This window comes from Thalassospiraceae bacterium LMO-JJ14, from assembly GCA_021555105.2.
Lineage (GTDB): Bacteria > Pseudomonadota > Alphaproteobacteria > Rhodospirillales > Casp-alpha2 > UBA4479.
Window position 1 is genome coordinate 3,410,920 of sequence record CP134604.1, and the last position, 21,640, is coordinate 3,432,559.

General features: G+C 58.6%; 25 protein-coding genes and 1 other RNA gene. 9 read left to right on the forward strand and 17 right to left on the reverse strand.

Annotated elements, in window-relative coordinates; translation table 11 throughout:
* Positions 1 to 28 precede the first annotated feature (28 nt).
* Positions 29 to 979: a tRNA (adenosine(37)-N6)-dimethylallyltransferase MiaA gene (gene miaA, locus L2D14_16135; GenBank protein ID WNJ99386.1), complete on the reverse strand. Its 951-nt coding sequence runs from the start codon at positions 977 to 979 to the stop codon at positions 29 to 31.
* A gap of 63 nt (positions 980 to 1,042) precedes the next feature.
* Between miaA and serB the strand changes: the two genes are divergently transcribed.
* Entirely contained in the window at positions 1,043 to 1,936 is an 894-nt protein-coding gene (serB, locus tag L2D14_16140; GenBank protein WNJ99387.1) for a phosphoserine phosphatase SerB, read from the forward strand.
* Positions 1,937 to 2,006: 70 nt separating this feature from the next.
* Here the strand turns inward: serB and L2D14_16145 are convergent, their stop codons facing one another.
* Positions 2,007 to 3,506 carry a Do family serine endopeptidase gene (locus tag L2D14_16145; GenBank protein WNJ99388.1) on the reverse strand — a complete coding sequence of 500 codons (1,500 nt, stop codon included), beginning with the start codon at positions 3,504 to 3,506 and terminating at the stop codon, positions 2,007 to 2,009.
* Positions 3,507 to 4,160: 654 nt separating this feature from the next.
* Here L2D14_16145 and L2D14_16150 point away from each other — a divergent pair.
* Positions 4,161 to 4,634 carry a hypothetical protein gene (locus tag L2D14_16150; GenBank protein WNJ99389.1) on the forward strand — a complete coding sequence of 158 codons (474 nt, stop codon included), beginning with the start codon at positions 4,161 to 4,163 and terminating at the stop codon, positions 4,632 to 4,634.
* Positions 4,635 to 4,723: 89 nt separating this feature from the next.
* Here the strand turns inward: L2D14_16150 and L2D14_16155 are convergent, their stop codons facing one another.
* From L2D14_16155 to hflK, 5 genes are all read right to left on the reverse strand, one after another.
* Positions 4,724 to 5,203: a lysozyme inhibitor LprI family protein gene (locus L2D14_16155; GenBank protein WNJ99390.1), complete on the reverse strand. Its 480-nt coding sequence runs from the start codon at positions 5,201 to 5,203 to the stop codon at positions 4,724 to 4,726.
* Positions 5,204 to 5,313: 110 nt separating this feature from the next.
* Positions 5,314 to 6,330, reverse strand: a complete 1,017-nt coding sequence (locus L2D14_16160) for a metal-dependent hydrolase (GenBank protein ID WNJ99391.1) — start codon at positions 6,328 to 6,330, stop codon at positions 5,314 to 5,316.
* 40 nt (positions 6,331 to 6,370) lie between these two features.
* Positions 6,371 to 6,556, reverse strand: a complete 186-nt coding sequence (locus L2D14_16165; GenBank protein ID WNJ99392.1) for a DUF2065 domain-containing protein — start codon at positions 6,554 to 6,556, stop codon at positions 6,371 to 6,373.
* A gap of 26 nt (positions 6,557 to 6,582) precedes the next feature.
* Complete coding sequence (locus L2D14_16170) at positions 6,583 to 7,464, reverse strand: protease modulator HflC (protein WNJ99393.1); 882 nt, start codon at positions 7,462 to 7,464, stop codon at positions 6,583 to 6,585.
* The gene (gene hflK, locus L2D14_16175; GenBank protein ID WNJ99394.1) at positions 7,464 to 8,579 is read right to left on the reverse strand and encodes an FtsH protease activity modulator HflK; all 1,116 of its coding nucleotides are present in this window, start codon (positions 8,577 to 8,579) and stop codon (positions 7,464 to 7,466) included. The genes L2D14_16170 and hflK overlap by 1 nt, the downstream gene beginning before the upstream one ends.
* A 200-nt stretch (positions 8,580 to 8,779) precedes the next feature.
* On the opposite strand from hflK, the gene L2D14_16180 reads away from it, so the two are divergent.
* Entirely contained in the window at positions 8,780 to 9,928 is a 1,149-nt protein-coding gene (locus L2D14_16180; GenBank protein ID WNJ99395.1) for an Mrp/NBP35 family ATP-binding protein, read from the forward strand.
* 11 nt (positions 9,929 to 9,939) lie between these two features.
* Entirely contained in the window at positions 9,940 to 10,527 is a 588-nt protein-coding gene (locus L2D14_16185; protein ID WNJ99396.1) for a hypothetical protein, read from the forward strand.
* A 13-nt stretch (positions 10,528 to 10,540) separates the two neighbouring features.
* Here L2D14_16185 and L2D14_16190 read toward each other — a convergent pair whose 3' ends face one another.
* The 6 genes from L2D14_16190 to L2D14_16215 all read right to left on the reverse strand — a co-directional run bounded on the left by L2D14_16190 (position 10,541) and on the right by L2D14_16215 (position 16,069).
* Entirely contained in the window at positions 10,541 to 11,386 is an 846-nt protein-coding gene (locus L2D14_16190; GenBank protein WNJ99397.1) for an ATP-binding cassette domain-containing protein, read from the reverse strand.
* Between the two features lie 272 nt (positions 11,387 to 11,658).
* Positions 11,659 to 13,221 (reverse strand): ATP-binding protein, encoded by a 1,563-nt coding sequence (locus tag L2D14_16195; protein WNJ99398.1) that lies wholly within the window; start codon positions 13,219 to 13,221, stop codon positions 11,659 to 11,661.
* Positions 13,211 to 13,651: a response regulator gene (locus tag L2D14_16200; protein ID WNJ99399.1), complete on the reverse strand. Its 441-nt coding sequence runs from the start codon at positions 13,649 to 13,651 to the stop codon at positions 13,211 to 13,213. The genes L2D14_16195 and L2D14_16200 overlap by 11 nt, the downstream gene beginning before the upstream one ends.
* 42 nt (positions 13,652 to 13,693) lie before the next feature.
* Complete coding sequence (locus L2D14_16205; protein WNJ99400.1) at positions 13,694 to 15,181, reverse strand: PAS domain S-box protein; 1,488 nt, start codon at positions 15,179 to 15,181, stop codon at positions 13,694 to 13,696.
* Positions 15,182 to 15,624: 443 nt separating this feature from the next.
* A complete protein-coding gene (locus tag L2D14_16210) occupies positions 15,625 to 15,912 on the reverse strand; it encodes a hypothetical protein (protein WNJ99401.1) in 288 nt (95 codons plus the stop codon).
* Positions 15,854 to 16,069 carry a hypothetical protein gene (locus L2D14_16215; GenBank protein ID WNJ99402.1) on the reverse strand — a complete coding sequence of 72 codons (216 nt, stop codon included), beginning with the start codon at positions 16,067 to 16,069 and terminating at the stop codon, positions 15,854 to 15,856. The genes L2D14_16210 and L2D14_16215 overlap by 59 nt, the downstream gene beginning before the upstream one ends.
* A 165-nt stretch (positions 16,070 to 16,234) precedes the next feature.
* Between L2D14_16215 and L2D14_16220 the strand changes: the two genes are divergently transcribed.
* Positions 16,235 to 17,149 carry a LysR family transcriptional regulator gene (locus L2D14_16220; protein ID WNJ99403.1) on the forward strand — a complete coding sequence of 305 codons (915 nt, stop codon included), beginning with the start codon at positions 16,235 to 16,237 and terminating at the stop codon, positions 17,147 to 17,149.
* On the opposite strand, the gene L2D14_16225 is transcribed toward L2D14_16220, so the two are convergent.
* From L2D14_16225 to L2D14_16240, 4 genes are all read right to left on the reverse strand, one after another.
* Positions 17,146 to 17,556, reverse strand: a complete 411-nt coding sequence (locus tag L2D14_16225; protein WNJ99404.1) for an SRPBCC family protein — start codon at positions 17,554 to 17,556, stop codon at positions 17,146 to 17,148. The two genes, L2D14_16220 and L2D14_16225, sit on opposite strands and share 4 nt — an antisense overlap.
* 103 nt (positions 17,557 to 17,659) lie before the next feature.
* Positions 17,660 to 18,154: a dihydrofolate reductase gene (locus tag L2D14_16230; GenBank protein WNJ99405.1), complete on the reverse strand. Its 495-nt coding sequence runs from the start codon at positions 18,152 to 18,154 to the stop codon at positions 17,660 to 17,662.
* Entirely contained in the window at positions 18,154 to 18,948 is a 795-nt protein-coding gene (locus L2D14_16235) for a thymidylate synthase (protein ID WNJ99406.1), read from the reverse strand. The genes L2D14_16230 and L2D14_16235 overlap by 1 nt, the downstream gene beginning before the upstream one ends.
* 9 nt (positions 18,949 to 18,957) lie before the next feature.
* The gene (locus L2D14_16240) at positions 18,958 to 19,956 is read right to left on the reverse strand and encodes a glycosyltransferase family 9 protein (GenBank protein ID WNJ99407.1); all 999 of its coding nucleotides are present in this window, start codon (positions 19,954 to 19,956) and stop codon (positions 18,958 to 18,960) included.
* Between L2D14_16240 and L2D14_16245 the strand changes: the two genes are divergently transcribed.
* From L2D14_16245 to L2D14_16260, 4 genes are all read left to right on the forward strand, one after another.
* Complete coding sequence (locus L2D14_16245; protein WNJ99408.1) at positions 19,940 to 20,110, forward strand: hypothetical protein; 171 nt, start codon at positions 19,940 to 19,942, stop codon at positions 20,108 to 20,110. The two genes, L2D14_16240 and L2D14_16245, sit on opposite strands and share 17 nt — an antisense overlap.
* A gap of 167 nt (positions 20,111 to 20,277) precedes the next feature.
* Positions 20,278 to 20,605, forward strand: a transfer-messenger RNA (tmRNA) gene (gene ssrA, locus L2D14_16250).
* Between the two features lie 93 nt (positions 20,606 to 20,698).
* A complete protein-coding gene (locus L2D14_16255; protein WNJ99409.1) occupies positions 20,699 to 21,034 on the forward strand; it encodes a hypothetical protein in 336 nt (111 codons plus the stop codon).
* 59 nt (positions 21,035 to 21,093) lie between these two features.
* Entirely contained in the window at positions 21,094 to 21,621 is a 528-nt protein-coding gene (locus L2D14_16260; protein ID WNJ99410.1) for a ClpXP protease specificity-enhancing factor SspB, read from the forward strand.
* Positions 21,622 to 21,640 lie beyond the last annotated feature (19 nt).

Consider the following 21,640-nt stretch of genomic DNA (forward strand, 5'->3'; position numbering starts at 1 on the left):
CCAGCAGGAGCGGGGGGAACCTAGAGGCTCATGCCCCGGGGGTCAATAAAAACTTGCGAATAAATGAAAAGATTTTTTCTTCATCTCTTTCCGAATATTTCTCTTCAACGCACAAATCTGTACGAATCTGACGCCTGAACCAGGTCATCTGCCGCTTCGCAAGATGGCGGGATGCCGTCTTCGCCTTTGTGACAGCCGTTTCCAGGTCCCATTCGCCGTTCAGGGCCCGCATCAGCTCGGCGACACCGACGGCGCGTGCGGCCGGCAGATCGGGCGCCAAACCGAGGGCCGCGAAAGCCTTGACCTCGTCGAGCGCCCCTGCCGCCAGCATGGCGTCGAAGCGGGCATCGATGGCGGCGTACATCTCGTCTCGCGGCGGCATCAGGACGATCGTCAGATAGCGTGCCGGATAGCCCGGCGCATCAGCCTGTTCGCCCTGCCAGTCGCTGAGCGTACGGCCCGTGGCGGCGAACACCGCGGCGGCCCTGATCAGGCGCTGGCGGTCGCTGGCAGGCAGTCTGGCGGCGGCTTCGGGGTCCACGGTGCCAAGCTCGGCGCGGAACGCCTCACCGCCGATGTCGTCGAGGTGCGCGGTCATCTGCGCAACCATTTCAGAGGGCACATCGGGGACCGGCGCCAGCCCGTCCGTCAGCGCCTTCAGGTACAGACCGGTGCCGCCGGCAACCACCGGCACGCGGCCGCGGGCATGGATATCCGCGAGCGCCGTCTGCGCCATTTCGAGCCAGCGCCCGGCCGAGCAGCGTTCCGCAACGCTCAGGCAACCGAACAGATGGTGCGGTACGCGCTGCATTTCGGCCGGCCCTGGGCGCGCGGTGAGGATGCTCAAGTCTGCATATACCTGCATGCTGTCCGCATTGACCACCTCGCCGTTAAGCTTTTCGGCGGCCTTCAGGGCCAAATCGGTTTTTCCGCTCGCCGTCGGTCCGGCGATGATGACAACGGGCGATAAATCGTCCAATTTGTGCCTCCCAGTAAGCATGCAGCGCGCATGCAGAATTCTAAACGCCCGGAGCCCGCCCGTATGCAATCCGTCGTGACCCTGATCGCACCCGAGGACACCCCCCTTGGCGAGAGCATTGTTGGCGAAGTTCGCGCCGCCCTCAACACCCTCGGTGCAGAAACATCGCAACCGGTATGGCTTTGCGATGCGATTGCCTGCGATATCGGCTTCGAGCATATCGCCGAAGACCAGGCCGACGCGGCGGCCAGAAGCATCATTGCCGCGCGTCCCGTCGACGTCATCGCGCAGGAAACGCTGAGCCGGCGCAAGTCGCTTTTGCTGGCCGACATGGACAGCACCATCGTGACGTCGGAGACGCTGGACGATCTGGCGGCGCATGTCGGGCTCAAGGAAAAGATCGCCGCGATCACGGCCAGAGCCATGAACGGAGAACTGGATTTCAAGGCCGCGCTCAGAGAGCGGGTCGGTATGCTGAAGGGGCTTTCCGCCGGGGCACTGGACGAGGCCTGGGCCCAGATCGAACTTTCGCCCGGCGCCGAGACTCTGGTCCGTACCATGGCGGCGCACGATGCCCGCTGCGTTCTGGTCTCGGGCGGCTTCAAATTTTTCACGTCCAGGGTCGCGGCGCGCTGCGGCTTTCACGAAGACCTGTCGAACGATCTGATCATCGAGGACGGCAAACTGACCGGGCAGGTAACGGAACCGATCCTCGACAAGGACGTGAAGTTGCAGACTCTGATCGCGCGCGCCGCCAGTCATGGCCTGTCGCTTGCCGAGACGCTCGCTGTCGGCGACGGCGCCAATGACCTGCCGATGCTGAAAGGCGCCGGGCTCGGCGTTGCCTACCGAGGCAAACCGAGCGTCCTCACCGAAGCACCGGCACGGCTCGATCATGCCGATCTGAGCGGGCTTCTGTATGCGCAGGGCTACCGGGTGGAAGAATTCGTCGGGTAAGCCCCTCTCCCTCCCACGCGCGGACGCGCGGGTCCCACCCTCTCCCAAGGGAGAGGGTATCTAGGGGAAATCAGCCCTTGTCGATGCGGATCGCGATGAATCGCCGCCCCTGCGCGCTTCCGACGCGCAGCAGCACCGACTTTCGGCCCTGCGCCTTGGCTTCATCGACCTTGCGCGTCACGTCGGCGGGTTCGCTGACATCCGACTGACTGACCTGAATGATCACATCGCCCGGCTGCAGCCCCTTTTCCGCGGCCGGCCCGTCGGCATCGACGTCGGTCACAACAACACCCTTCACCGTGTCACCAAGCTTGAAACGTTCGCGCGCGTTGTCGTCGATCACCGCGACTTTGAAGCCCAGACCGTCGACCGTGCTTTCGGCACCGACATCCTTGGTATCGACAGCGGCGACTTCGACCGGCGTATCCTTGAGCACCCCGACCTTGACCTTGAAGGTCTTTTTCTTGCCGTCGCGCCAGACCACGATTTCGACTGTGGTACCAGGGTCGACGGCGGCGACGAGCTTCGGCAAGCTGTGCACATCCGCCACCGCGACTCCGCCGAATTCAATCACTACATCGCCGGCCTTGATGTCAACCGATGCCGCCGGCCCGTCATCGAGGACACTGGCGACCATTGCGCCCCGGGGGCCATCGAGGCCCAGACTTTCGGCGATTTCAGGCGTTACCGACTGAATATGCACGCCAAGCCAGCCGCGCCGCACTTCGCCGTTATTGATCAACTGACGGATCACCGGTGCGGCGGTCGAGGTCGGCACGGCAAAGCCGATACCGACACTGCCGCCGGTCGGCGAGATAATCGCGGTATTAATACCGATCACCTCACCACCCATATTGAACATCGGCCCGCCCGAATTGCCGCGGTTGATCGAGGCGTCGGTCTGCATGAAATTGTCGTAGGGGCCGGCATTGAGGTTACGGTTAATCGCCGAGATGATCCCCGCCGTGAGCGTGCCGCCAAAGCCGAAGGGATTGCCGATGGCAATCACCCAGTCGCCGACTTCGCTGGCATTCGAATCGCCCAGTTCGGCGACCGGCAGATCGCCGTCGTAATTGACCTTGAGCACCGCGATATCGGTTTTCGAATCGCGCCCGACCAGTTCCGCCTTGAGCCGCGTGTCGTCGTGAAGGATCACGGTAATCTCATCCGCACCATCAATAACGTGGTTGTTGGTGACGACGAAGCCCTTGGCATCGACGATGAAGCCGGACCCCAGCGACGTCGCCTTGCGCGGTCGCTGCGGCTGGCCATTGCGCTCGAAGAAGTCTTTGAAGAAATCCTCGAACGGCGAGCCCGGCGGCAACTGCGGTATATCGAACCCGTTGCGCCCTTCGACCATCTGCGTCGTCGAGATATTGACGACTGTCGGCAAAAGCTTTTTCGCCAGACCGGAAAAACTGTCCGGCGCGCCCTTGGCAAATGCGCCCGACGCCTGCAGAGCAATCGCCAGCGCCGTCAGAACGGCGAACAGCCGCATCGCCCAGATGACGGTTTTGGACGTGTCGTCCGATTTAACGGCGGCTCGGGTCGTCACTCTGGCGTGTCTCATCGTTCGCTTAAACCTCATATCAAAAATCCGTATACTAATGTGCATAACCTATAGCACTTCGTCTATGCATCAAATGTGTCTGCACTATGGCCGTGTCCAGTGGTGGGGTGAAATTGGACCGATTCACGGCGAATTGATGTCAGAGGCTTCATCTATCGAGACGCTTTCTAACGTTCGCGCCTCAAGATGAGGCGGCAAACGCCCACCCCCGCGCGTGTCGGTGTCCCGCTATGGCAGGTATAGACTCCAACCTTCCTCAGAAAGGCACGTTAGGTTTTGTAGAAATCACCGATTTTCTAGAATGAATAAAGAAAGCCCCGCCAAATTGACGGGGCTTTCCAAATAAACTTTACATTACTCTACGTCACACTGCCTTACTCTACTCAACAGATATGAACACACTTAACCGCGTCTTCCATATCTGCAACTTCGTTCTCATAGTGACTTTCCTACCACTGTCTGTAGCCAGAGTGATTAAGCTTCTGGCCCAAAAAAGCAGCGCGACTAAAATGACGACAAAGACTATGGCCGGTAGCCACAGCCCTATGTCGTTCATGGCAGGTCACCTCACTACGCTGTTCCAAATAGCCATATTCGATACTCCATTTAAACAAAGCATGCGAATCAAGTTGCAAATATAAATATAAGCCTGTTTTGGCCGAGAGTCGAGAAAGCGAAAGCGGGGCCCCCTCTGCGGAAGGGGCACAAAATGCCATAGGACTGCTTCCCCTGATCGATCGCTTCCAGTACAATCATTGCGCGTGTTGTGCGATTTCTGCGCCTGCTTCATTTATGGCGGAAAATCCCCAGACGAATATGTACAATCGTCAATGGCAGAGCGTTGCGATGAAGAAGATCAAAACCTATCTCGACTATCTTCTAGACATTTCCGTCACCGTACACTTCTTCAACATGTTGGCCGACATATTCATGTTCCCCTCCCGGGCCAAAAAAATTCAAAAGGAGGAATCGGACGGTTTCGACCAATTCCATTTGATGGACTCTGAATACGACGACGAATTGAAAGATAATATTCCAAGCAACAGATGGGCCTGCTTTGAGCCGTTATGGCCTTTTTATCAACCGCGAGAAATCGGCACAAAAAAGCCCCCACCTGATAAGGAATAATCAACGAAACACCACCCGTTGTTCACTTCAGGCGCATCAAGTACAAGCCCGTTAGCGCGGGTCGACCCGAACCTATGGAGCAGGTCACGCTAAAATAGCTTCGCTGCTGCCTGTAATTCAGACCGTCGTTCCTTGGCTATTCGCAAGTTACATGCTGCATGAAATCTGTTCCGTATCGAACCGCCGAATGAAAAATCGTAATACAGACCGCAATTAAGTTTACGAAATTTGCGCCAAGCATCCTGGGATTGAACCAAGGCGCTTGCCGGATTACCAATGATTGAGGGCTCACTAGAAGGTAGTTCTTTGAAAGATTTTTCTGATGCTGCGGATAACTGTTTGATGAGTTCATCTATCTCCGCATCTATCGATGTCGTCTGCGAGACAAGGCATTTGCGGATATCCGTTTTGTTGGGTGCGCCATCGTACTTGCAGGCAAACTCTTCACTCTTACTAACGGCGAAATATGGCAACCAGGAATTGTTCTCGCCAGCACTTGACGGCACTGGGAACAAATAGATGAGAAAGGCAAGCGCCAGAAATCTGACTACAGCTGTATCCTGTTGCATCACTCCCTCTCTCATACTCTTCTTGGTGGCACCCACTGGAAATATACCCGGCAGCCCAATGAGTTAATATAGATTGCCGGCTTTGAGGACAACCGGAAGGCTGAACCCACTCACCCGGCGATCAGCCGCCAGAGCCGGCCGATCTGTTCGCGCGCCTGTTCGCGGTGCGTACGGTATTTGACGTGCTGGGCGGGTGCCGCTGCCGGGTCCAGTTCGATAGAAAAAAGCGCGCTGATCTCGTTCGGCACGAAGGAATAACGCACATCGACAATGCGGTTCGGGGTTGCCGGGTCCGGCGCGGAAAACCCGTCGCTGAACCGGTTAAAGCGAGCGATGTCGCGTGCCTGTTGCGTCGCCGGATCGAGCCAGGGAAAATCCCGGCCGGCATCCAGTTTGACGACCGACGTGCCTTCGTACACACGCGGTGCCAGACGCACGCGCAAGGCATCGACGTAAAACCTGCCGTCCGCCTCATAGATACTTTTCCAAACAACGATGTTGCCGAAGCTCGGCTTTATCTCGAAGCGCACCGGCGCGTGACCGCGTGATACCGCCAGTGCCGCCGCCATTGCCCGTGCGTCCTGATGCTGCGCCCACCCCGCCGCCAGATACAAAAGCGCCCAGACCAGTCCGATGCGGGCCGGGCGCGGGTCGCTCTGCACCGCCGCCATGACGACGGACGCCAGCAACGGCAACGTGAACAGCGGATCGACGATGGAGACGATGCTCCACGAATACCGGGTTTCGACGAACGGCCACAGCAGCATCGTGCCGTACGATGTCGCACAATCCAGAAGCGCGTGCGTCGCGTACCCCAGCGAACAGAAAAGCATGGTCTGGCGGAAGCTCAGATGCCAGCGGCGGCGCAAAAGCCCGTGCAGCACCAGCGCCACGAGCAGGCCGCCGATGGGAATGAAAATCAGGGAATGGGTGAATTGCCGGTGATAGGTCAAAAACAGCAGCGGATCGCTGTCCGACGCAATCAGGATATCCAGATCCGCGGCCATGCCGCCGAGCATGCCGATGAACCCGGCAATGGCGAGCTGATAGCGGTGCTTGCCGAGCGACTTCGCCCATGTCGCTTGCGGCAATGCGGCGCCCAACGCGCCCTGCGTCAACGGATCCATGGGACGTCAGTTACCGCGATGTTGGGGCAAGCATCATCCCCTAGCCCCGGATCAGCCAGATGATGACGACGCCGGCGATCGCCGCGCCGATACCGAACGCGCGCAGCGTCGAGGGCGGCTGGCCGATCACCTGCAGCATCATCTTTTTCATGGCGTCGGGGAACAGCGCATAGCAAACGCCCTCGATCACGATAGCGAGACCGAGGGCGGTTAGGAACTCTGTCATGCCGATCCTAGATCGTTTTCAGAGGTTTAGTTATAGGTTTTCGGCGTCGGTGTGGCCTCGTTGAAATACCGGAAGAATTCGCCATCCGGCGACAACACCATCGTCGTGCCTTCATCGAACGCGCCTTCATAGGCTTCCATGGAGCGGTAGAAGTTGAAGAACTCGGCATCCTGACCGAACGCGTCGCCCAGAATCTTGTTCTTCGTCCCTTCGCCTTCACCGCGCAGGATCTGCGAGGTGCGGTTGGCTTCGGCGAAAATAACCGTCCGCTGACGGTCGGCCTCGGCCTGAATGGTCAGCTTCTGCTCCTCACCCTGGGCGCGGATTTCAGCGGCCTGGGCGATACGGTCGGAACGCATCCGGTTATACACGGATTGCAGCGTGGCATCCGGCAAATCGGTGCGGCCGATCCGAAGATCGACCAGCTCGACACCGAAGTTCGGTGCCTGCGTTTTCAGGATCTGGAAGATCTGATCCATCACCTCGGCACGTTTCGGCGACAGAATTTCCGCCAGCGATACCTTGGCGACCTCGGCACGCACCGCGGAATTGAGCTGCGAGCCGAACACCTGACGGAAGTTGCGGTCCGTCTGGGCGGCTTTCAGGAATTCCAGCGGATCGACGATTTTATAGCGTGCAAAGCTGTCGACGTTGATGCGCTTCTGATCGGCCAGCAGCACTTCCTGCGGCTGCGGGTCGAGATCGAGAATACGGCGGTCGAAGTAGGTGACGTTCTGAATGAACGGCATCTTGAACTTCAGACCGGGTTCGCTCTCGACCCTGACCGGATTACCGAACTGCAAGATCAGCGCCTGCTGCGTCTGGTGAACGGTGAAGGCGGCGCTATAGGCGGCGATAGCCGCGATAATGGCGAGAATGCCCAGAATTGCCAAACCAGGTTTTTTCATCACTGGGTTCCTCCACTCTTCTTCTGCAGTTCATTCAGGGGAAGATACGGCACAACGCCCTGACCGCCCTCGACACCCTTGTCGATGATGATCTTGTTGGCGCTGCGCAACACCTGTTGCATACGTTCCAGATACAGACGTCGTGTCGTCACGTCCTTCGACGTCTTGTAGGTTTCGTAGACCGACAGGAAGCGTGCCGCTTCACCCTCGGCTTCCTTGATCACCTGTTCCTTGTAGGCGCGTGCGGCGGCGAGGCGTTTTTCGGCTTCACCTTTTGCGCGCGGCACGATGTCGTTCTTGTAGGCCGTGGCCTCGTTGACGGATCGTTCCTGGTCCTGCTTGGCCCGCTGCACATCGTTGAAGGCGTCGATCACTTCCTGCGGCGGATCGGACTGCTGCAGTTTGGTCTGCGTGATCAGGATCCCGGCGCCGTAATCGTCGAGAATTTTCTGCAGCAACGCCTGGGTGTCGGTTTCCACTTTCTGACGGCCAGTGGTCAGCACGGTTTCCAGCGACGCCTGACCGACGATTTCGCGCAGCGCGCTTTCGGCGGCGATCTTGATGGTGCCTTCGGGGTCGCGGATGTTGAACAGGAAGTCGGCGGCACTCTTGATCTGCCACTGCACGTCGAAATCGATATCGACGACGTTCTGGTCACCGGTCAGCATCAGGCTTTCGCTCGGCACATCGCGGTTGGCGCGGCTAGAGCCGCCCTCGCCCCGGTAGCCGATCTGCGTCGTGTTGACACGCGTCACGTTCGGCGTGAAAACCTCACCGATCGGCGACGGCAGCCAGTAGTTCAGACCAGGCTGGGTCTGCTTGACGAATTCGCCGAACAACAGTTCGACACCCTGCTGTTCCGGCTGCACGCGGTAGAATCCGCTGGCGAACCAGATGCCGATCACGGCCACGACGATCAGGACGATCCCCTTGGCGCCGCCCGAGCCGCCCGGCAACATGCTTCTGACTTTTTCCTGGGCACGCCGCAGCGTTTCCTCGAGGTCGGGGGGCTGCATACCGCCGCCACCACCGGGTCTGCCGGGGCCGCCGCTGCCCCATGGGCCTTGACCGCCACCACCGCCACCCCATGGGCCGCCTTGTTTATTCCAAGCCATTTAAATCCTACCCTTGCTTTCCAGCCAGCCGATCTGCATGCATATGCTTGTGCAGGCGCTGGTGTCTTGTAATTTTGCCCATTCACGTTAACTACTGGGGCGAACGGGCGGTTCGCGTTATAGGCCAGCGCCGCCAAACTGCCAAATACAGTCGGACAATACCACCCCTGATATCGGTTTACATTCTGGAGTTTGCAACCATGCCCGAGATTACAAATGACATCATCCTCGATGCCCTGAAGAAAGTCACCGACCCGATCAGCGGCAAAGACCTTGTCAGCGCCGGTATGGTACAGGGTTTGCAGACCAAGGACGGCAACGTCGCCTTCGCCATCGAAGTCCCCGCGGAAAAGGGCGCCGAGCTGGAACCGCTCAGAAAACAGGCCGAAGATACGGTCTTTGCGCTCAGCGGCGTCGTCTCCGCGACCGTCGTGTTGACCGCCGAACGCCCCCAGGGATCAGACGCCAAACCGGCCGCCGATGCGCATGCCGGCCATGATCACACCAAACCGGGCCAGCCGGTCCCCCCCGCCGGTCAGGGCGAACTGCTGCCGGGCGTCAAATCGATCATCGCGGTCGCATCGGGCAAGGGCGGCGTCGGCAAATCGACGACCGCCGTCAACATCGCACTGGGCCTTGCCGCCGGCGGCCACTCGGTCGGATTGCTGGACGCCGATATCTACGGGCCCTCGATGCCGCGCATGATGGGGATTTCCGGACGGCCCAACTCGGTCGACGGCAAGACGCTGGATCCGATGGAAAATTACGGCATCAAGGTGATGTCGATCGGCTTCATGGTCGACGAGGAAACGCCGATGATCTGGCGCGGCCCGATGGTGCAGTCGGCGCTTGAGCAGATGATGCGCGACGTCAACTGGGGCGAGCTGGACGTTCTGGTGGTCGACATGCCGCCGGGCACCGGCGACGCGCAGCTGACCATGGCGCAGCGCGTGCCGCTGACCGGGGCCGTCATCGTCTCCACGCCGCAGGACATCGCGCTGCTCGATGCGCGCAAGGGCCTCAACATGTTCCGCAAGGTCGACGTGCCGGTGTTCGGCATCGTCGAAAACATGAGCTATTTCCTGTGCCCCGATAACGGCAAGCGCTACGACATTTTCGGCCACGGCGGTGCAAAGCGCGAAGCCGAGCGCCTGGGCGTCGATTTCCTGGGCGAGGTGCCGATCGAAATCGCCATCCGCGAAATGTCGGATGCCGGCACGCCGATCACGGTGGCCGACCCGGAAAGCCAGAGCGCGGCCAATTACCGTGCCATCGCGGCGACGGTTTGGGATAAGATCGAAACCGCCATCGGTGGCGAAAGCCGCGCGCCGAAGATCGTTATTCAATAGGAACCGCGTTCATGCTGACCACGCCCGCCCCCCAGAAAGTTGCGATCCGGGCCGGGATGCTTGGTCTTCTTACGGGGCTTTGCCTGTTGCTGGTCATGTTGCTGGCAGGCGTTTCCCAGGCCCGTGCCGAGACCGTCGTCGCGCTGCCCGGCGCCGAATGCCGCGATGTGCGCGCAACGCTGGAGCTCTACGTGCCGATTGCGCCGGGCTTCCGCCAGCTTGAAATGCCGTTCCCGGAAAATGCCGAAAAGATCGAAGGCACGCTGTGCCGCCTCGTCGCGGTGGGCACCGGTGTACATATCGAGAACGAGCGCGTGCGCACGCTGAAAGACATGCAGCGCTATGTCAAAGGCGCGCTGACCGAAGCCGGCTGGCAGGAAACCGAACAGACCAAGCGCTTCGCCGGGCGCTCCAAGCATGGCCGCCATGTGTTTGCCGTGACCCGCAACAACGCCATCTGCGTCGCCACCATTCAGGTCGACATGGTGCCCGGCGCGGAACCGTCACGCGCCGCGCTCGACGACGGCACCGTCTATCTCGGTTCGCTGAAACCGCACGAGCGCGAATGGTGGGTCGCCGTCGACTGCTTCCATTTCTGATTGCCAGTTCGGCTCATCCGGCGACGCGCATGCCCTTGTGCAGGGCCGGCATGAGATCGAAATAAGGGCGGATAACGGGCGAGGTCGCGGCCTCGAAAGCGGCATACGGTCCGTCGAAGTGGACGCGCCCTTCATGCAGCATGACGACACGCGGCTCGAGGCGGATCAGAAGATCCTTGTCATGGGTGATGATCAGCGTCGTCCGTTTGGGATGGCCGGGCGCGGTCCCGACGTGGGTTTCATAAATCAGGTCCTGTACCTGCGCCGCGCTGGTCGGGTCCAGTCCGGTCGTCGGTTCGTCATAGAGGATCACATTCGGGTCCATGGACAGCGCGCGGGCAATGGCCAGGCGCTTCGCCATGCCGCCGGACAGGCTTTCGACGGGGCTGTCCATGAATTCCTCGTCGCACGGCAACGAAACCGCCTTCAGGGAGTCCAGCGCAATCGGTTCGATTTCCGCTTCTTCCAGGTTCTTGATCTCGGTCAGCCACAGCGCGAAGTTGGCATAGACGGTTCCCGAAAACAGGGCGTTTCTTTGAAACACGACCCCCCAATGGGTGTGGATGGCATCCATTTCCCGTTCGTCGATTTTCGCCAGATCAACGAGCGGTGTTCCGGCCCGGTTGTAGTCCGCGACCCGGACCCGGCCTTCGTCCGGCGTCAATTGCCCGAGGATGTGGTTCAGCAACACCGTCTTGCCGCACCCCGAGCCGCCGACGATGGCGACGATCTCGCCCCGGCATATGCTAAGGTCGACGCCGGTCAGCACCCGGTGATCGCCGAACGCCTTGGACAGTCCCTCGACCTCGATTTCGACGTTTATCGCTTCGGCGGGTGCGGTGGGCTTGACGATTTCCATGCTTCAGTTCCGGCTCCCCAAAGGCCCGCGCCAGCGTCGGGCAGACACACACCCCACACTCATACAAATCTAACACACCGCCCTGAAAACACTTTGATAAAAACCAAGGGGCTGTAACCGATATCCGTTAACGCACTTCTCAGGACCAAGGCAATGCATTAAACGCCAACCGCTGCAATCATCGGGAACAGCCTTTATTTATTTGAACGGCTATGTTCAGGGCTGGCGTCTCCGTTGCATTGGCACGCAATCGCAGTGTGACTTGCCGTGCATCAGTGAACCGATCCCTTAAAGGATCCATGGTGCAGCGGTAGCAAGATGCGGATTATCGTACCTTCACCGATGGCACTTTCAACGCTCATCGTCCCCCCGTGCGCCTCGGTCAGTCCCTTGACGATGGACAGGCCCAGCCCCGTGCCTTCATGGCGCCTCGAGAGCACGTTCTCAATCTGGTGGAATGGTTTGGCAATTTTATCGATATCGTTAGCGTCAATCCCGATGCCGGTATCGGCGACAGATATTACCAAATCGTCGCCATTCCTGATCGCACTGATGGTGATCTTGTCATTTTCCTGTGTGAATTTAATCGCGTTCGAAACAAGGTTCAGCAATATCTGCCGCAAGGCCCGCTGGTCCGCCTTGATGCACGTATCAACATCGACTGCGCCAAGTTGCAAGAAGACCTTTTTGATTTCTGCGTTCGGCCTCGCGATATGAATAATAGATGAAATTTCATCCGCGACATCAACGTCAGCAAAAGTGAGCTCGTACTGGTTTGCTTCTATCTTGGAAATATCAAGAATGTCGTTCAGCACACTCAGGAGGTGTTCTCCGGAAATGGCTATATCGTTCAGATAGTCCGCCTGCTTCTCGTTAATGGGGCCGCCGATACCGGTTTGCAGCGCCTGGGTGAAACCGAGAATGCCATTGAGCGGGGTGCGGATTTCATGGCTCATCACGGCAAGGAACCGTGTTTTCGCCTTGTTTGCTTCTTCAGCCTCGATTTTGGCGGCATTCAATTCGATCGCGCTTTGAATGTCCGCGGTGATATCGGTGCCGATGCCGCGAAACCCCCGGAACTCATCGGTGTCCGAGAAATACGGCTTGCCGTTCAGGCGGATCGCGTGCACGTCACCAAGAGGCGTACGAATATCGAAGATCAAATCCTTGAAGCCCGAAGCTTCGGAGAGGCTCCTTTCAAGTTCTGCGCGATGGTCTGGCTGTCCGGAAATCAAAAACCCGTTAAGTTCGGTGCCGATAATTTCGTGCGGTTGGATGCCATGAACTTCCTTGATGCTATCGCTCACAAACCGGATCCGATGATCCCTGTCGGTTTCCCAGAACCAGTCGGACGCGGCCTCGGCAAAGTCTCTGAAACGTGCCTGAAGCGTATCGATCTCCGCGGTTGTCTGTGTGCGTACAGTATCTGGCAGCTTCTCGCGTAACATGTCGGCGATGAGCTTCGGCAATCGCTGATATGTGTCCCTGCTTTTTACGAGATAGTCGTTCGCGCCACGCTTGATGGCGTCCACCGCCATTTCTTCGGAGCCGAATCCCGTTAAGGCCAGGATAGGAATGTCTGTCGCTTTGCTTCGTATGAAGACGATGACATCAAGTCCCGAGCCGTCCGGCAGAGCAATATCGGTCACCACTGCGTCGAACTGATCGGCATTGAATGTTTCAAGTGCTTTTTTGACGCTTTCTATCGACATCACCGTGACATCGGATGTGCGCCGTGAGAACTCGGTTTCAATCGTTGCGCGATCGAATTCGTTATCCTCGACAAGCAAGAGGCGAAAATTCTGAATCTCAGGGGCGAAGCTGTCAGCGATCATTGTACACGCCTTTCATGCAATTGACCTTGCACCAATAGTCATGAAGAGATTTTGCGACGTACGTAAGTTCGCTGGAGCGTACCGGTTTGACGATGTAGCTGTTGGCACCGAGGTCATATGCACGTTGGATGTCGACCGGATCGGACGATGAGCTGAATACCACTATGGGGATTTTCTGCGTCAGATTACTGGTTTTCAGCCGGTGTAAGACCTCATGCCCGTCCATCCGACGCAGTTTCAGGTCAAGAACGATAAAATCCGGCTTCGGTGGAACGATATCGTCGTTGTCCGGGATCAGGAACGAAATGGCGTCATAGCCGTCTTCGACAACGTCAACATCGACATCGGATGCCGATTTAGAAAACGCACGCTGCAGCAATGTCGAATCCGCGATTTCATCTTCAACGATTAGTACTCTGCATGATGCCATGATACCGCTGCCCCCTGGTTACCCAGTCCATATGTTAGTGGCTCACTCGTGCTTTCTTTTCGGCAAAGCGACAGTAAAGATCGTTCCGCCCTCCGGTGCTGCCGATAAGGTGATGCGGCCCCGGTGAAGATTTATCCCTTTTTTGACGATCGCCAGTCCTATTCCCGTTCCTGCGTATTGAGTTCGGCCGTGAAGCCGGTGGAAAATCTGGAAAATCTTGTCCCGGCAATCGTCGGGAACGCCAATGCCGTTATCACTAACAGAAATCTCTATCTCGTGAATGTGATCAACCGCACGCACCTCAACCACCGGCTCGGTTCCAGGATGGGAAAACTTAAGTGCATTGCCGATCAGGTTCTGGAAAATGCCTTCCAAGGTGGTTTCATGCCCCTCGATCTTGCCCCAATCGCCTTCGACGGTTACCTGAGCATCCTTTTCTTCGATCGTTTGGCGGTGGGCATTGATGACATTGTCGATAACGCGTTTCAATGGAACCGAATGAAACGGGAGTTCGTCGCGCCCAACGCGACTGTATTCGAGCAAATCATCGATCATATTCCCCAGGTGTGTAACACCGTTGGCTATGTGGCCCAGATACTCCTGCGCGGCACCATCCAGTTGTTTGCCGTAGTCTTCTGCCAGCGCGCTGGAAAACCCCTCGATCGCACGAAGCGGCGCCTTGAGGTCATGGGCGACAGAATAGGAAAACGCCGCCAGTTCACGAACGTTTCGTTCAATTTCATGTTCCGCGGCTTTTCGTTCCGTGATATCGCGAATGATGCCGACGAACACGGGCTGTCCGAGCTCGCGCGCTTCGCCGACGGACAGTTCCATGGGGAATGTCGATCCGTCGCTGCGCTGTCCCGTCACTTCGCGGCCAATGCCGATGATCTTTTTGATCCCGGTGGTACGATAATTCGAAACGTATTCGTCGTGCTCTTCCCGATAGGGAGCCGGCATGAGCATCTTGACGTTTCGGCCAATAACGTCTTCTGCGCAATACCCGAACAAACGTTCGCAGGCCGGGTTGAATATTCGGATGCTGGCATCGCCGTCAATGATGATTACGCCGTCCACGGCCGTATCGATAACGGCGCGAATACGCGCTTCGCTTTCGCGCAACGCCGCTTCTGCAGCCTTGCGTTCGGTGATGTCGCGAATGATGCCGACGAATATTCGCCCCTCATCCTGATTCGCTTCACCAACGGATAGTTCCATCGGAAAGGTTGTGCCGTCTTTCCGCATGCCGGCCACTTCTCGGCCGATGCCGATGATTTTCTTCTCGCCGGTCGTGCGGTAGTTGGCAAGATAGCCGTCGTGCTCCTCAAAATAGGGCTGCGGCATGAGGACCTTGACGTTTTTACCGATAACGTCTTCGGCGGTATGACCGAAAAGCTTTTCGCACGCAGGATTGAAAACCTGTATCGTGCCCATGTCGTCAATAAGAATAACGCCATCGACAGCCGTCTCTATAACAACGTCCAACCGGTCAGCAGCATCTCCGACTTTGCGAAAGTCGTCATTGTGCATTCAAACTTCCTGACATCGCCATGACCACACCCAAATCCAAACGAGGCGCGATCCTGCACTACTATAGGTAAATGGATTTCTCCAGATCCCGCCGGCCCGCCATGAAATACTATTAATATCAATCAGTTAAATTTTTATTTTCAGCTGCTCTATTTCTACCTGCACAAATCACCATACCTATGATTGTGCTGACTTTAGCTCACAAGAAAGCGCGCTCAAAAAAAAATTGGGTCAACCGTCGTGCTGAATTGCCAGGCATAACGGATCACTCGTTGTACCAACTGGTTGCTTGGCAGTTGATCCGGATCTCGGCTAACAAGGCCAGCAGCACGTCTAACCGGGAACGCCGCTGGGAAACCCAGCCGTCGGGCATGTTCCTTCCTGGATTGGCGTGATTCCGTCTGTCTGAATATAGCTGTGAAGCGGTCGAAGCACTGCTTCCGTCACAAACCCCGTTTTGCCGGATCGACGGTGGATTTTTCACCGAGGGATTTGCTGTGCCGGCGCAGACAGTTGGCGGTCGCCGTCCGCACGCGCCTGGTGCGGGCTTCGGTGGCATTGATGAACAGCAAGCGGCGGTGCGGGGCGGAATAAACCTTGGTCTCTTGCGTGGACGTTTCTTTGAAAACGTCCCTGTCGCAGCCGATATCCCTGTCGCAGCCGGGCAGTTCGTCAGCGCGTGCCGGCGGTAGGGTGAATTCCCGGGTTGCTGATGACGGCGCGAAAGCCATGTGCGGCGCGCACCATCGCATGGGTAACGCTGCGAGTGGCATGCACGAACATGCCGCGGATGGCTTCGGCCCGCATAACCTCCGCCTCGTGCTGGAAGCGCGTAATATCTTCCGTCGTCATGTCCTTGTAAGATATCTCGCCAATAATGGGTTTCATGGTCATAAGCTCCAGTGCTTGCGTTTATATCTATATTGCGTTGCAACATCGTTGTTGCATTGCAATATAATTGACGTAGGCTTTCTGCGGAATCCCCTGCTTTGACATAACCCTTTTGCGCCATGCGCACATGTAATTGAAAGAGTCATGGATATATCTAACCAAATGATATTGTTTGCAAAAGTCGTTGAAACCGGTGGTTTTTCGGCGGCGGCGCGTGAATTGGGCCTGACGCCCTCGGCGATCAGCCGTCAAATCGGCAACCTCGAGGACCGGCTTGGCGCACGCCTGTTGAACCGCTCGACCCGGCGCATTTCCCTGACCGAAGTCGGGCGCGAGTTTCACGGCCGGTGCGCCGATATCGCCAAAAGCGTCGAAGATGCGGAGGCTTTGGTGGCCTCCCGGCTCGATCATCCGCAGGGAACGCTGCGGATCTCCGCCACGTCGGCCTTCGCCAAGGTGCAATTGCTGCCGATTTTGCCGCAGTTTCTGGCAAAAAACCCGGACCTCAAGCTGTCGCTGGAACTGACCGACCGCGATATCGATCTGATCGGCGAGCAGATCGACGTCGCGATCCGCTTTACCGAACAGATATCGGACACGTCGATGGTGGCGCGGAAGCTGGCCTCCAATACCCGCATTTTCTGCGCCGCGCCGAGTTATATCAAGGCACACGGCGAACCGAAGACGCCAGAAGACCTTGCCGATCACAACTGCCTGCGCCTGTCCACGGTCGAAAAGTTTAACAACTGGCAGATGAACGACGGGCACTCCCGGGTCGCACGGCGCATCACCGGCAACTTCGAAACCAACAGTTCGGATGCGCTGCTGCATGCGGCGCTGGACGGGCTCGGTATTGCCAAGCTCTCGACCTACCTTGTGCACGATGAATTGAGCGACGGCCGTCTGGTCCGGGTCCTGCCCGACTATGCCGAGGATGCGGCCGATATCCTCGCGATCTATCCGAACAGGCGCAACCTGTCGCCGAACGTCCGTGCGTTCGTCGATTTCCTCGCCAACGCGTTCACCGGCGTGCCACCGTGGGAACGTGAGCCCCTGACGGACGCCAACGCCGCCTAACCGCCGAACATCTTCTTCAGATTGTCGAACCCGGCCTGATAAACGTCGGCGATTGCCTTCAGCGCATCGTTCTCAGCCGATCCGGCGGCTTCAAACTCGCTCGACCATTCGACGCTCGAATTGTCGCCCTCGCCCGTGACTTTCAGTGTCGCCGTATAGTTTTTCACCGGCAGCGGACTGTCGACAATGGAATAAGTATAGGTGCGCGAGTTGTCGTCCTTGTGCTCCAGCTTCTCAATGATCGTCCCGCCGCCGGCGAGGCTCAGCTTGCGGGTCTGACCTTCTTCCTTCAATTCCGAGCTCTCGACCCCCGGATGCCAGTCGGGCAGCGCGTTGAAATGACCGATCATCTGCCAGAGCTGATCGGCGGAAACGTTCAAATCCTGAGACATTGAAACTTTCGGCATGAATAATCCTCCACTCCTTTGTTTTCAGGTGATGCGGGATTATAGCCGAAAATAGGGACAATTGGATGACTTGGATCAATCGGCGGAGTCGTGCCGGAACGCGCTAGGGGCGTCGCTCGAGGCGCACGAAACTGAAGGCCGGGCCGCCCGGCGTTTCCGCGGGATGGCGTTCGCGACGGGTTTCTTCCCATTCTTCCGGATCGATTTCCGGAAACAGGGTATCGCCGTCGATCACCGCATGGACTTCGGTCAGCTCGATCACGTCGGCATCGTCGAAGATTTCCGCGTAAATCTGCCCGCCGCCGATGATCATGGCTTTTTCGGCGCCGTCGTCGCGGCACAGATCAAGCGCACCATCAATGGTGCCGACCTTGTCCGCCCCTTCGAACGTAACATCCGGATTGCGCGTGATGACAATGTTGCGGCGCCCCGGCAGCGGAAACGGCAGGCTTTCCCACGTTCGCCGCCCCATGACCACCGGATGGCCCATGGTGACGCGCTTGAAATGCTTGAGATCGGCGGAGATTTTCCACGGCAGGTCGCCGTCGCGGCCAATGACCCGGTTCTCAGACACGGCGACGACAAGAACGATTTCCATCAGACCGCGATCGGGGCTTTGATGTGCGGGTGGGATTCGTACCCTTCGAGGGTGAAATCTTCGTACTTGAACCCGGCAATGTCGGTGACGTCCGGGTTCAGGCGCATGGTCGGCAACGCAAGCGGTTCACGCGAAAGCTGCAGATCCGCCTGATCCAGGTGATTGGCATACAGATGCGCATCGCCCAGCGTGTGTACGAACACGCCCGGCTTCAGCCCCGTCACCTGCGCCATCATCATCAGCAACAGCGCATAGCTGGCGATGTTGAACGGCACCCCCAGAAAGACATCGCACGAACGCTGGTAAAGCTGGCAGTTCAAGCGCCCGTCCATAACCTGGAACTGGAACATGCAGTGGCACGGCGGCAGCGCCATGTCGTCGATGTCGGCCGGATTCCAGGCGCTGACGACCATGCGCCGCGAATTCGGCCGCTCGCGGATTTCGCGGATCACCCAGTCGATCTGATCGATGCTGCGCCCGTCCGGCGTCGCCCACGAGCGCCACTGGCGGCCGTACACCGGGCCAAGCTCGCCGTTCTCGTCGGCCCATTCGTCCCAGATCGAAACGCCGTGCTCGTTCAGGTACTTGATGTTGGTGTCGCCGTTCAGAAACCACAGCAGCTCGTGAATGATCGACTTCAGGTGCAGTTTCTTAGTCGTCAGAATGGGAAAGCCGTCGGCCAGGTCGAATCGCATCTGATAGCCGAATACGGCCTGCGTGCCGGTGCCGGTGCGGTCGCCGCGGAAGGTGCCGGTGTCGCGAATGTGCCTGAGAAGATCGAGATACTGTTGCATGGGCGGATTTTACGCGCCCCCCGCGCGCCGTGCCAACACCTCGCGTGCCGCATCCAGCGCGCGCGCCGGCGTGATCTGCGTAAGGCAATGATATCGCCCGTTTTCCAGCGGATGAATACACTGCCCAAGGCATCCGGCACAGTCGATGTCCGGCACCTCGAAGCGGACATTTTCGGGTGTCATCCGCGAATCATACGGCACGCTGTCGACGATGTGCGCGGCCGACGCCAGACACAGCGTCGGCGTCCCCACCCCCACCGCCAGATGCATGATCGAGGTATCGACGCTGACCGCCAGCGCCGCGCCGCGCAGAAGCGCCGCCTTGGTGCGCAGGTCGCTGACATCGACACGGACCCCCGTCATCGCCGCCAGCGCCGCATGCCGTGGCGCGCGCTCCAGGTCGTTCGGCCCCGCCGACAGGACGATGTCGTGGGTGCCCCGGAACGCCTCGGCAATGGCCATGAATACTTCGGGCGCGGCCTCGCGTTCGGCGATGGCGGAAAACGGATGCAACACGATGTGCGGGCGCGGGCCGGTGACGGCATCGGGCAGGCGCGCCGTATCGAAGCGGACCTTCGGTACAGGTGCTTTTTCGCCGCTGAGCGCGTTCGCCAGTTCCCACCAGCGGATCAACCGGTGTGCCATTTGCGGATCGGGATCGACCCAGCGCGTGTACCAGTTCCTGTGCTTTTGCAGCGCCGTGTCGTGCTTGGGCCAGCTTCTGGGCGACAGTGCAGCGCGCTCGGTGGCGCCCGACGCCATGATCATCACGTCGTCGACCGTCGGCAGGCGCAGGTGATCGGTGCTGATCGCGCTACGGACGCCGAAATCGCGGATCTGGCGGCTGACGCCGATCCGGTACGCCGCGTTTTTGATGAAGCGGCGGTAATCGATGGGCATCATCCTGACCCGGTCGGGAAACAGGAAGCTCGCAAACCGGCTTTCGGCGCGGACCACCAGCGTCACGTCCTCGTCATCGGGGACCAGTGCCATGAAGCGTTCGGCCATCAGCGAGAACAGGATCGTGTCACCGAGCCCACCCGATGAGACCAGCAAAAGCCCGCGCTTTTCAGCCCTGGCCTTGGCGGCGATCCCGGCGATGATGTTGTCGGTGATTTTCTGGATGATGGACAGCCGCTCTCTCCCCTTTCCGGCATTCTAGCCGCCAGCGGGCGGCGCGCAATCGGTACGATGCCCCCTGACCCACGTCACCCCAAACTTGATTTAGGATCCATACGGCTCATTCAGCGCGGCCGCCCATGGGTCCTGAATCGCGTTCCGGACGGCGTTCATATTCCTAAGCACACTTCCCTGCGCCTATCCCCCTGTCCCCTTGCGAAAATGCGCCGTTAAGCGCATATTAGCCGTGCTGGCTTGTCCAGCTATGGTGATAAACGCTTTTCGGAATAAGCGTTGCGGACCCGGGGGCGGTACCCGGCACCTCCACCAAGTTTTCCTGTCCCGATACGGGGCAAGTTGATGGGGGTGAAACAGGATCGACGCGCGTAGTAAAGGTTAAGTTTTCACTCGGCATGGTTCCGCCGTTACCGGGCCATTTTCACAAGTGCCAACGACAATCAAGCACTTGCAGTCGCGGCCTAACACGCCATAACGACTACGGGGTTCGGGGGGCACCTGGCAACAGAAGCCCCCCACTTTATTTGTCAAATCCCCTCTCCGTTTGACCGAGGTCAAGGCCCCGCCGCCATTGCGGTGCTAATTTCGATCAGGTTCAATCACGGAGGTCCCGATGGACGTTCATACAGAAGATCACGGCCACATCGGCCACAATTCCCGGGACATCCCGATCATCGTCCGCGCCAAGATGTTCAACTCGGTCCGCGCCGCCGACGGTGGGCCGCGCCTGCGCGATCTCGCCATGCAGGCGGGTGACACGCTGGCAGACCTGGTGCGCACGCTCGGCATCGAAAAAAGCGCGCTGTTCATCGTCTGGGCCAACGGCCGCGACGTCAGCAAACGGATGTGCGGCGAGATCAATCTGGACTACGTCATGCAGGACGGCGACGAAATCGCGCTGTCCGGCCCGATTCCGTATAGCTGGGGGTACGGCTCGCCGGTAGTATAAGTATCCGGCCTGTCCCATTCTGTCTTTAACCATCGGGGCGTTACGTCTACATTACCCCTATGATAGACGAAGACAGCGATATCCTGAGATACGATCTGTGGATCGAAGACGCCCTTCGCGGCGTGATCCGCCGTTCGCTCACCACCATCGAAGAGATGGGCCTTCCCGGCGACCATCATTTCTATATCACGTTCAGGACCGATCATCCGGACGTCAACATCGCCGACTGGCTCACCGCCGAATACCCGGAAGAAATGACCATCGTCCTGCAGCACCAGTTCGAGGGTCTGAGCGTCAGCGACGACGGCTTCACGATCAAGCTCCGCTTCGGCGGCCGGCCCGAGCATCTGTCGATCCCGTTCGACGCCATCACCTCGTTCGCCGATCCGTCCGTCAGCTTCGGTCTGCAACTGAAGTCGGTCGATCTCGACGACGAGGACGAAGACGCAGACGAACTGACACCGGAAGAACTGGGCATCGACCCGGCGGCACGGCTGAACGATACCGGCATGGAAGATTCCACCGCGGACGATGACGACAAGAAAACCGGCGAAGTCATCGCGCTGGACAGCTTCCGCAAAAAATAACCCGATCCGGCGCCCATTG

Bases quoted from the DNA above. Each gene is read 5' to 3' on its own strand.
- L2D14_16225 (WNJ99404.1), bottom strand. From the start codon at position 17,556: ATGCCGAAAGTTTCAATGTCTCAGGATTTGAACGTTTCCGCCGATCAG.
- L2D14_16155 (WNJ99390.1), bottom strand. From the start codon at position 5,203: ATGCAACAGGATACAGCTGTAGTCAGATTTCTGGCGCTTGCCTTTCTC.
- L2D14_16205 (WNJ99400.1), bottom strand. From the start codon at position 15,181: ATGCACAATGACGACTTTCGCAAAGTCGGAGATGCTGCTGACCGGTTG.
- L2D14_16255 (WNJ99409.1), top strand. From the start codon at position 20,699: ATGGACGTTCATACAGAAGATCACGGCCACATCGGCCACAATTCCCGG.
- L2D14_16170 (WNJ99393.1), bottom strand. From the start codon at position 7,464: ATGAAAAAACCTGGTTTGGCAATTCTGGGCATTCTCGCCATTATCGCG.
- L2D14_16180 (WNJ99395.1), top strand. From the start codon at position 8,780: ATGCCCGAGATTACAAATGACATCATCCTCGATGCCCTGAAGAAAGTC.
- L2D14_16230 (WNJ99405.1), bottom strand. From the start codon at position 18,154: ATGGAAATCGTTCTTGTCGTCGCCGTGTCTGAGAACCGGGTCATTGGC.
- L2D14_16200 (WNJ99399.1), bottom strand. From the start codon at position 13,651: ATGGCATCATGCAGAGTACTAATCGTTGAAGATGAAATCGCGGATTCG.
- L2D14_16145 (WNJ99388.1), bottom strand. From the start codon at position 3,506: ATGAGACACGCCAGAGTGACGACCCGAGCCGCCGTTAAATCGGACGAC.
- L2D14_16160 (WNJ99391.1), bottom strand. From the start codon at position 6,330: ATGGATCCGTTGACGCAGGGCGCGTTGGGCGCCGCATTGCCGCAAGCG.
- L2D14_16195 (WNJ99398.1), bottom strand. From the start codon at position 13,221: ATGATCGCTGACAGCTTCGCCCCTGAGATTCAGAATTTTCGCCTCTTG.
- L2D14_16245 (WNJ99408.1), top strand. From the start codon at position 19,940: ATGAAGCGTTCGGCCATCAGCGAGAACAGGATCGTGTCACCGAGCCCA.
- L2D14_16165 (WNJ99392.1), bottom strand. From the start codon at position 6,556: ATGACAGAGTTCCTAACCGCCCTCGGTCTCGCTATCGTGATCGAGGGC.
- L2D14_16190 (WNJ99397.1), bottom strand. From the start codon at position 11,386: ATGGAAATCGTCAAGCCCACCGCACCCGCCGAAGCGATAAACGTCGAA.
- L2D14_16260 (WNJ99410.1), top strand. From the start codon at position 21,094: ATGATAGACGAAGACAGCGATATCCTGAGATACGATCTGTGGATCGAA.
- L2D14_16240 (WNJ99407.1), bottom strand. From the start codon at position 19,956: ATGGCCGAACGCTTCATGGCACTGGTCCCCGATGACGAGGACGTGACG.
- L2D14_16235 (WNJ99406.1), bottom strand. From the start codon at position 18,948: ATGCAACAGTATCTCGATCTTCTCAGGCACATTCGCGACACCGGCACC.
- hflK (WNJ99394.1), bottom strand. From the start codon at position 8,579: ATGGCTTGGAATAAACAAGGCGGCCCATGGGGTGGCGGTGGTGGCGGT.
- L2D14_16220 (WNJ99403.1), top strand. From the start codon at position 16,235: ATGATATTGTTTGCAAAAGTCGTTGAAACCGGTGGTTTTTCGGCGGCG.
- L2D14_16215 (WNJ99402.1), bottom strand. From the start codon at position 16,069: ATGAAACCCATTATTGGCGAGATATCTTACAAGGACATGACGACGGAA.
- L2D14_16210 (WNJ99401.1), bottom strand. From the start codon at position 15,912: ATGGCTTTCGCGCCGTCATCAGCAACCCGGGAATTCACCCTACCGCCG.
- serB (WNJ99387.1), top strand. From the start codon at position 1,043: ATGCAATCCGTCGTGACCCTGATCGCACCCGAGGACACCCCCCTTGGC.
- L2D14_16185 (WNJ99396.1), top strand. From the start codon at position 9,940: ATGCTGACCACGCCCGCCCCCCAGAAAGTTGCGATCCGGGCCGGGATG.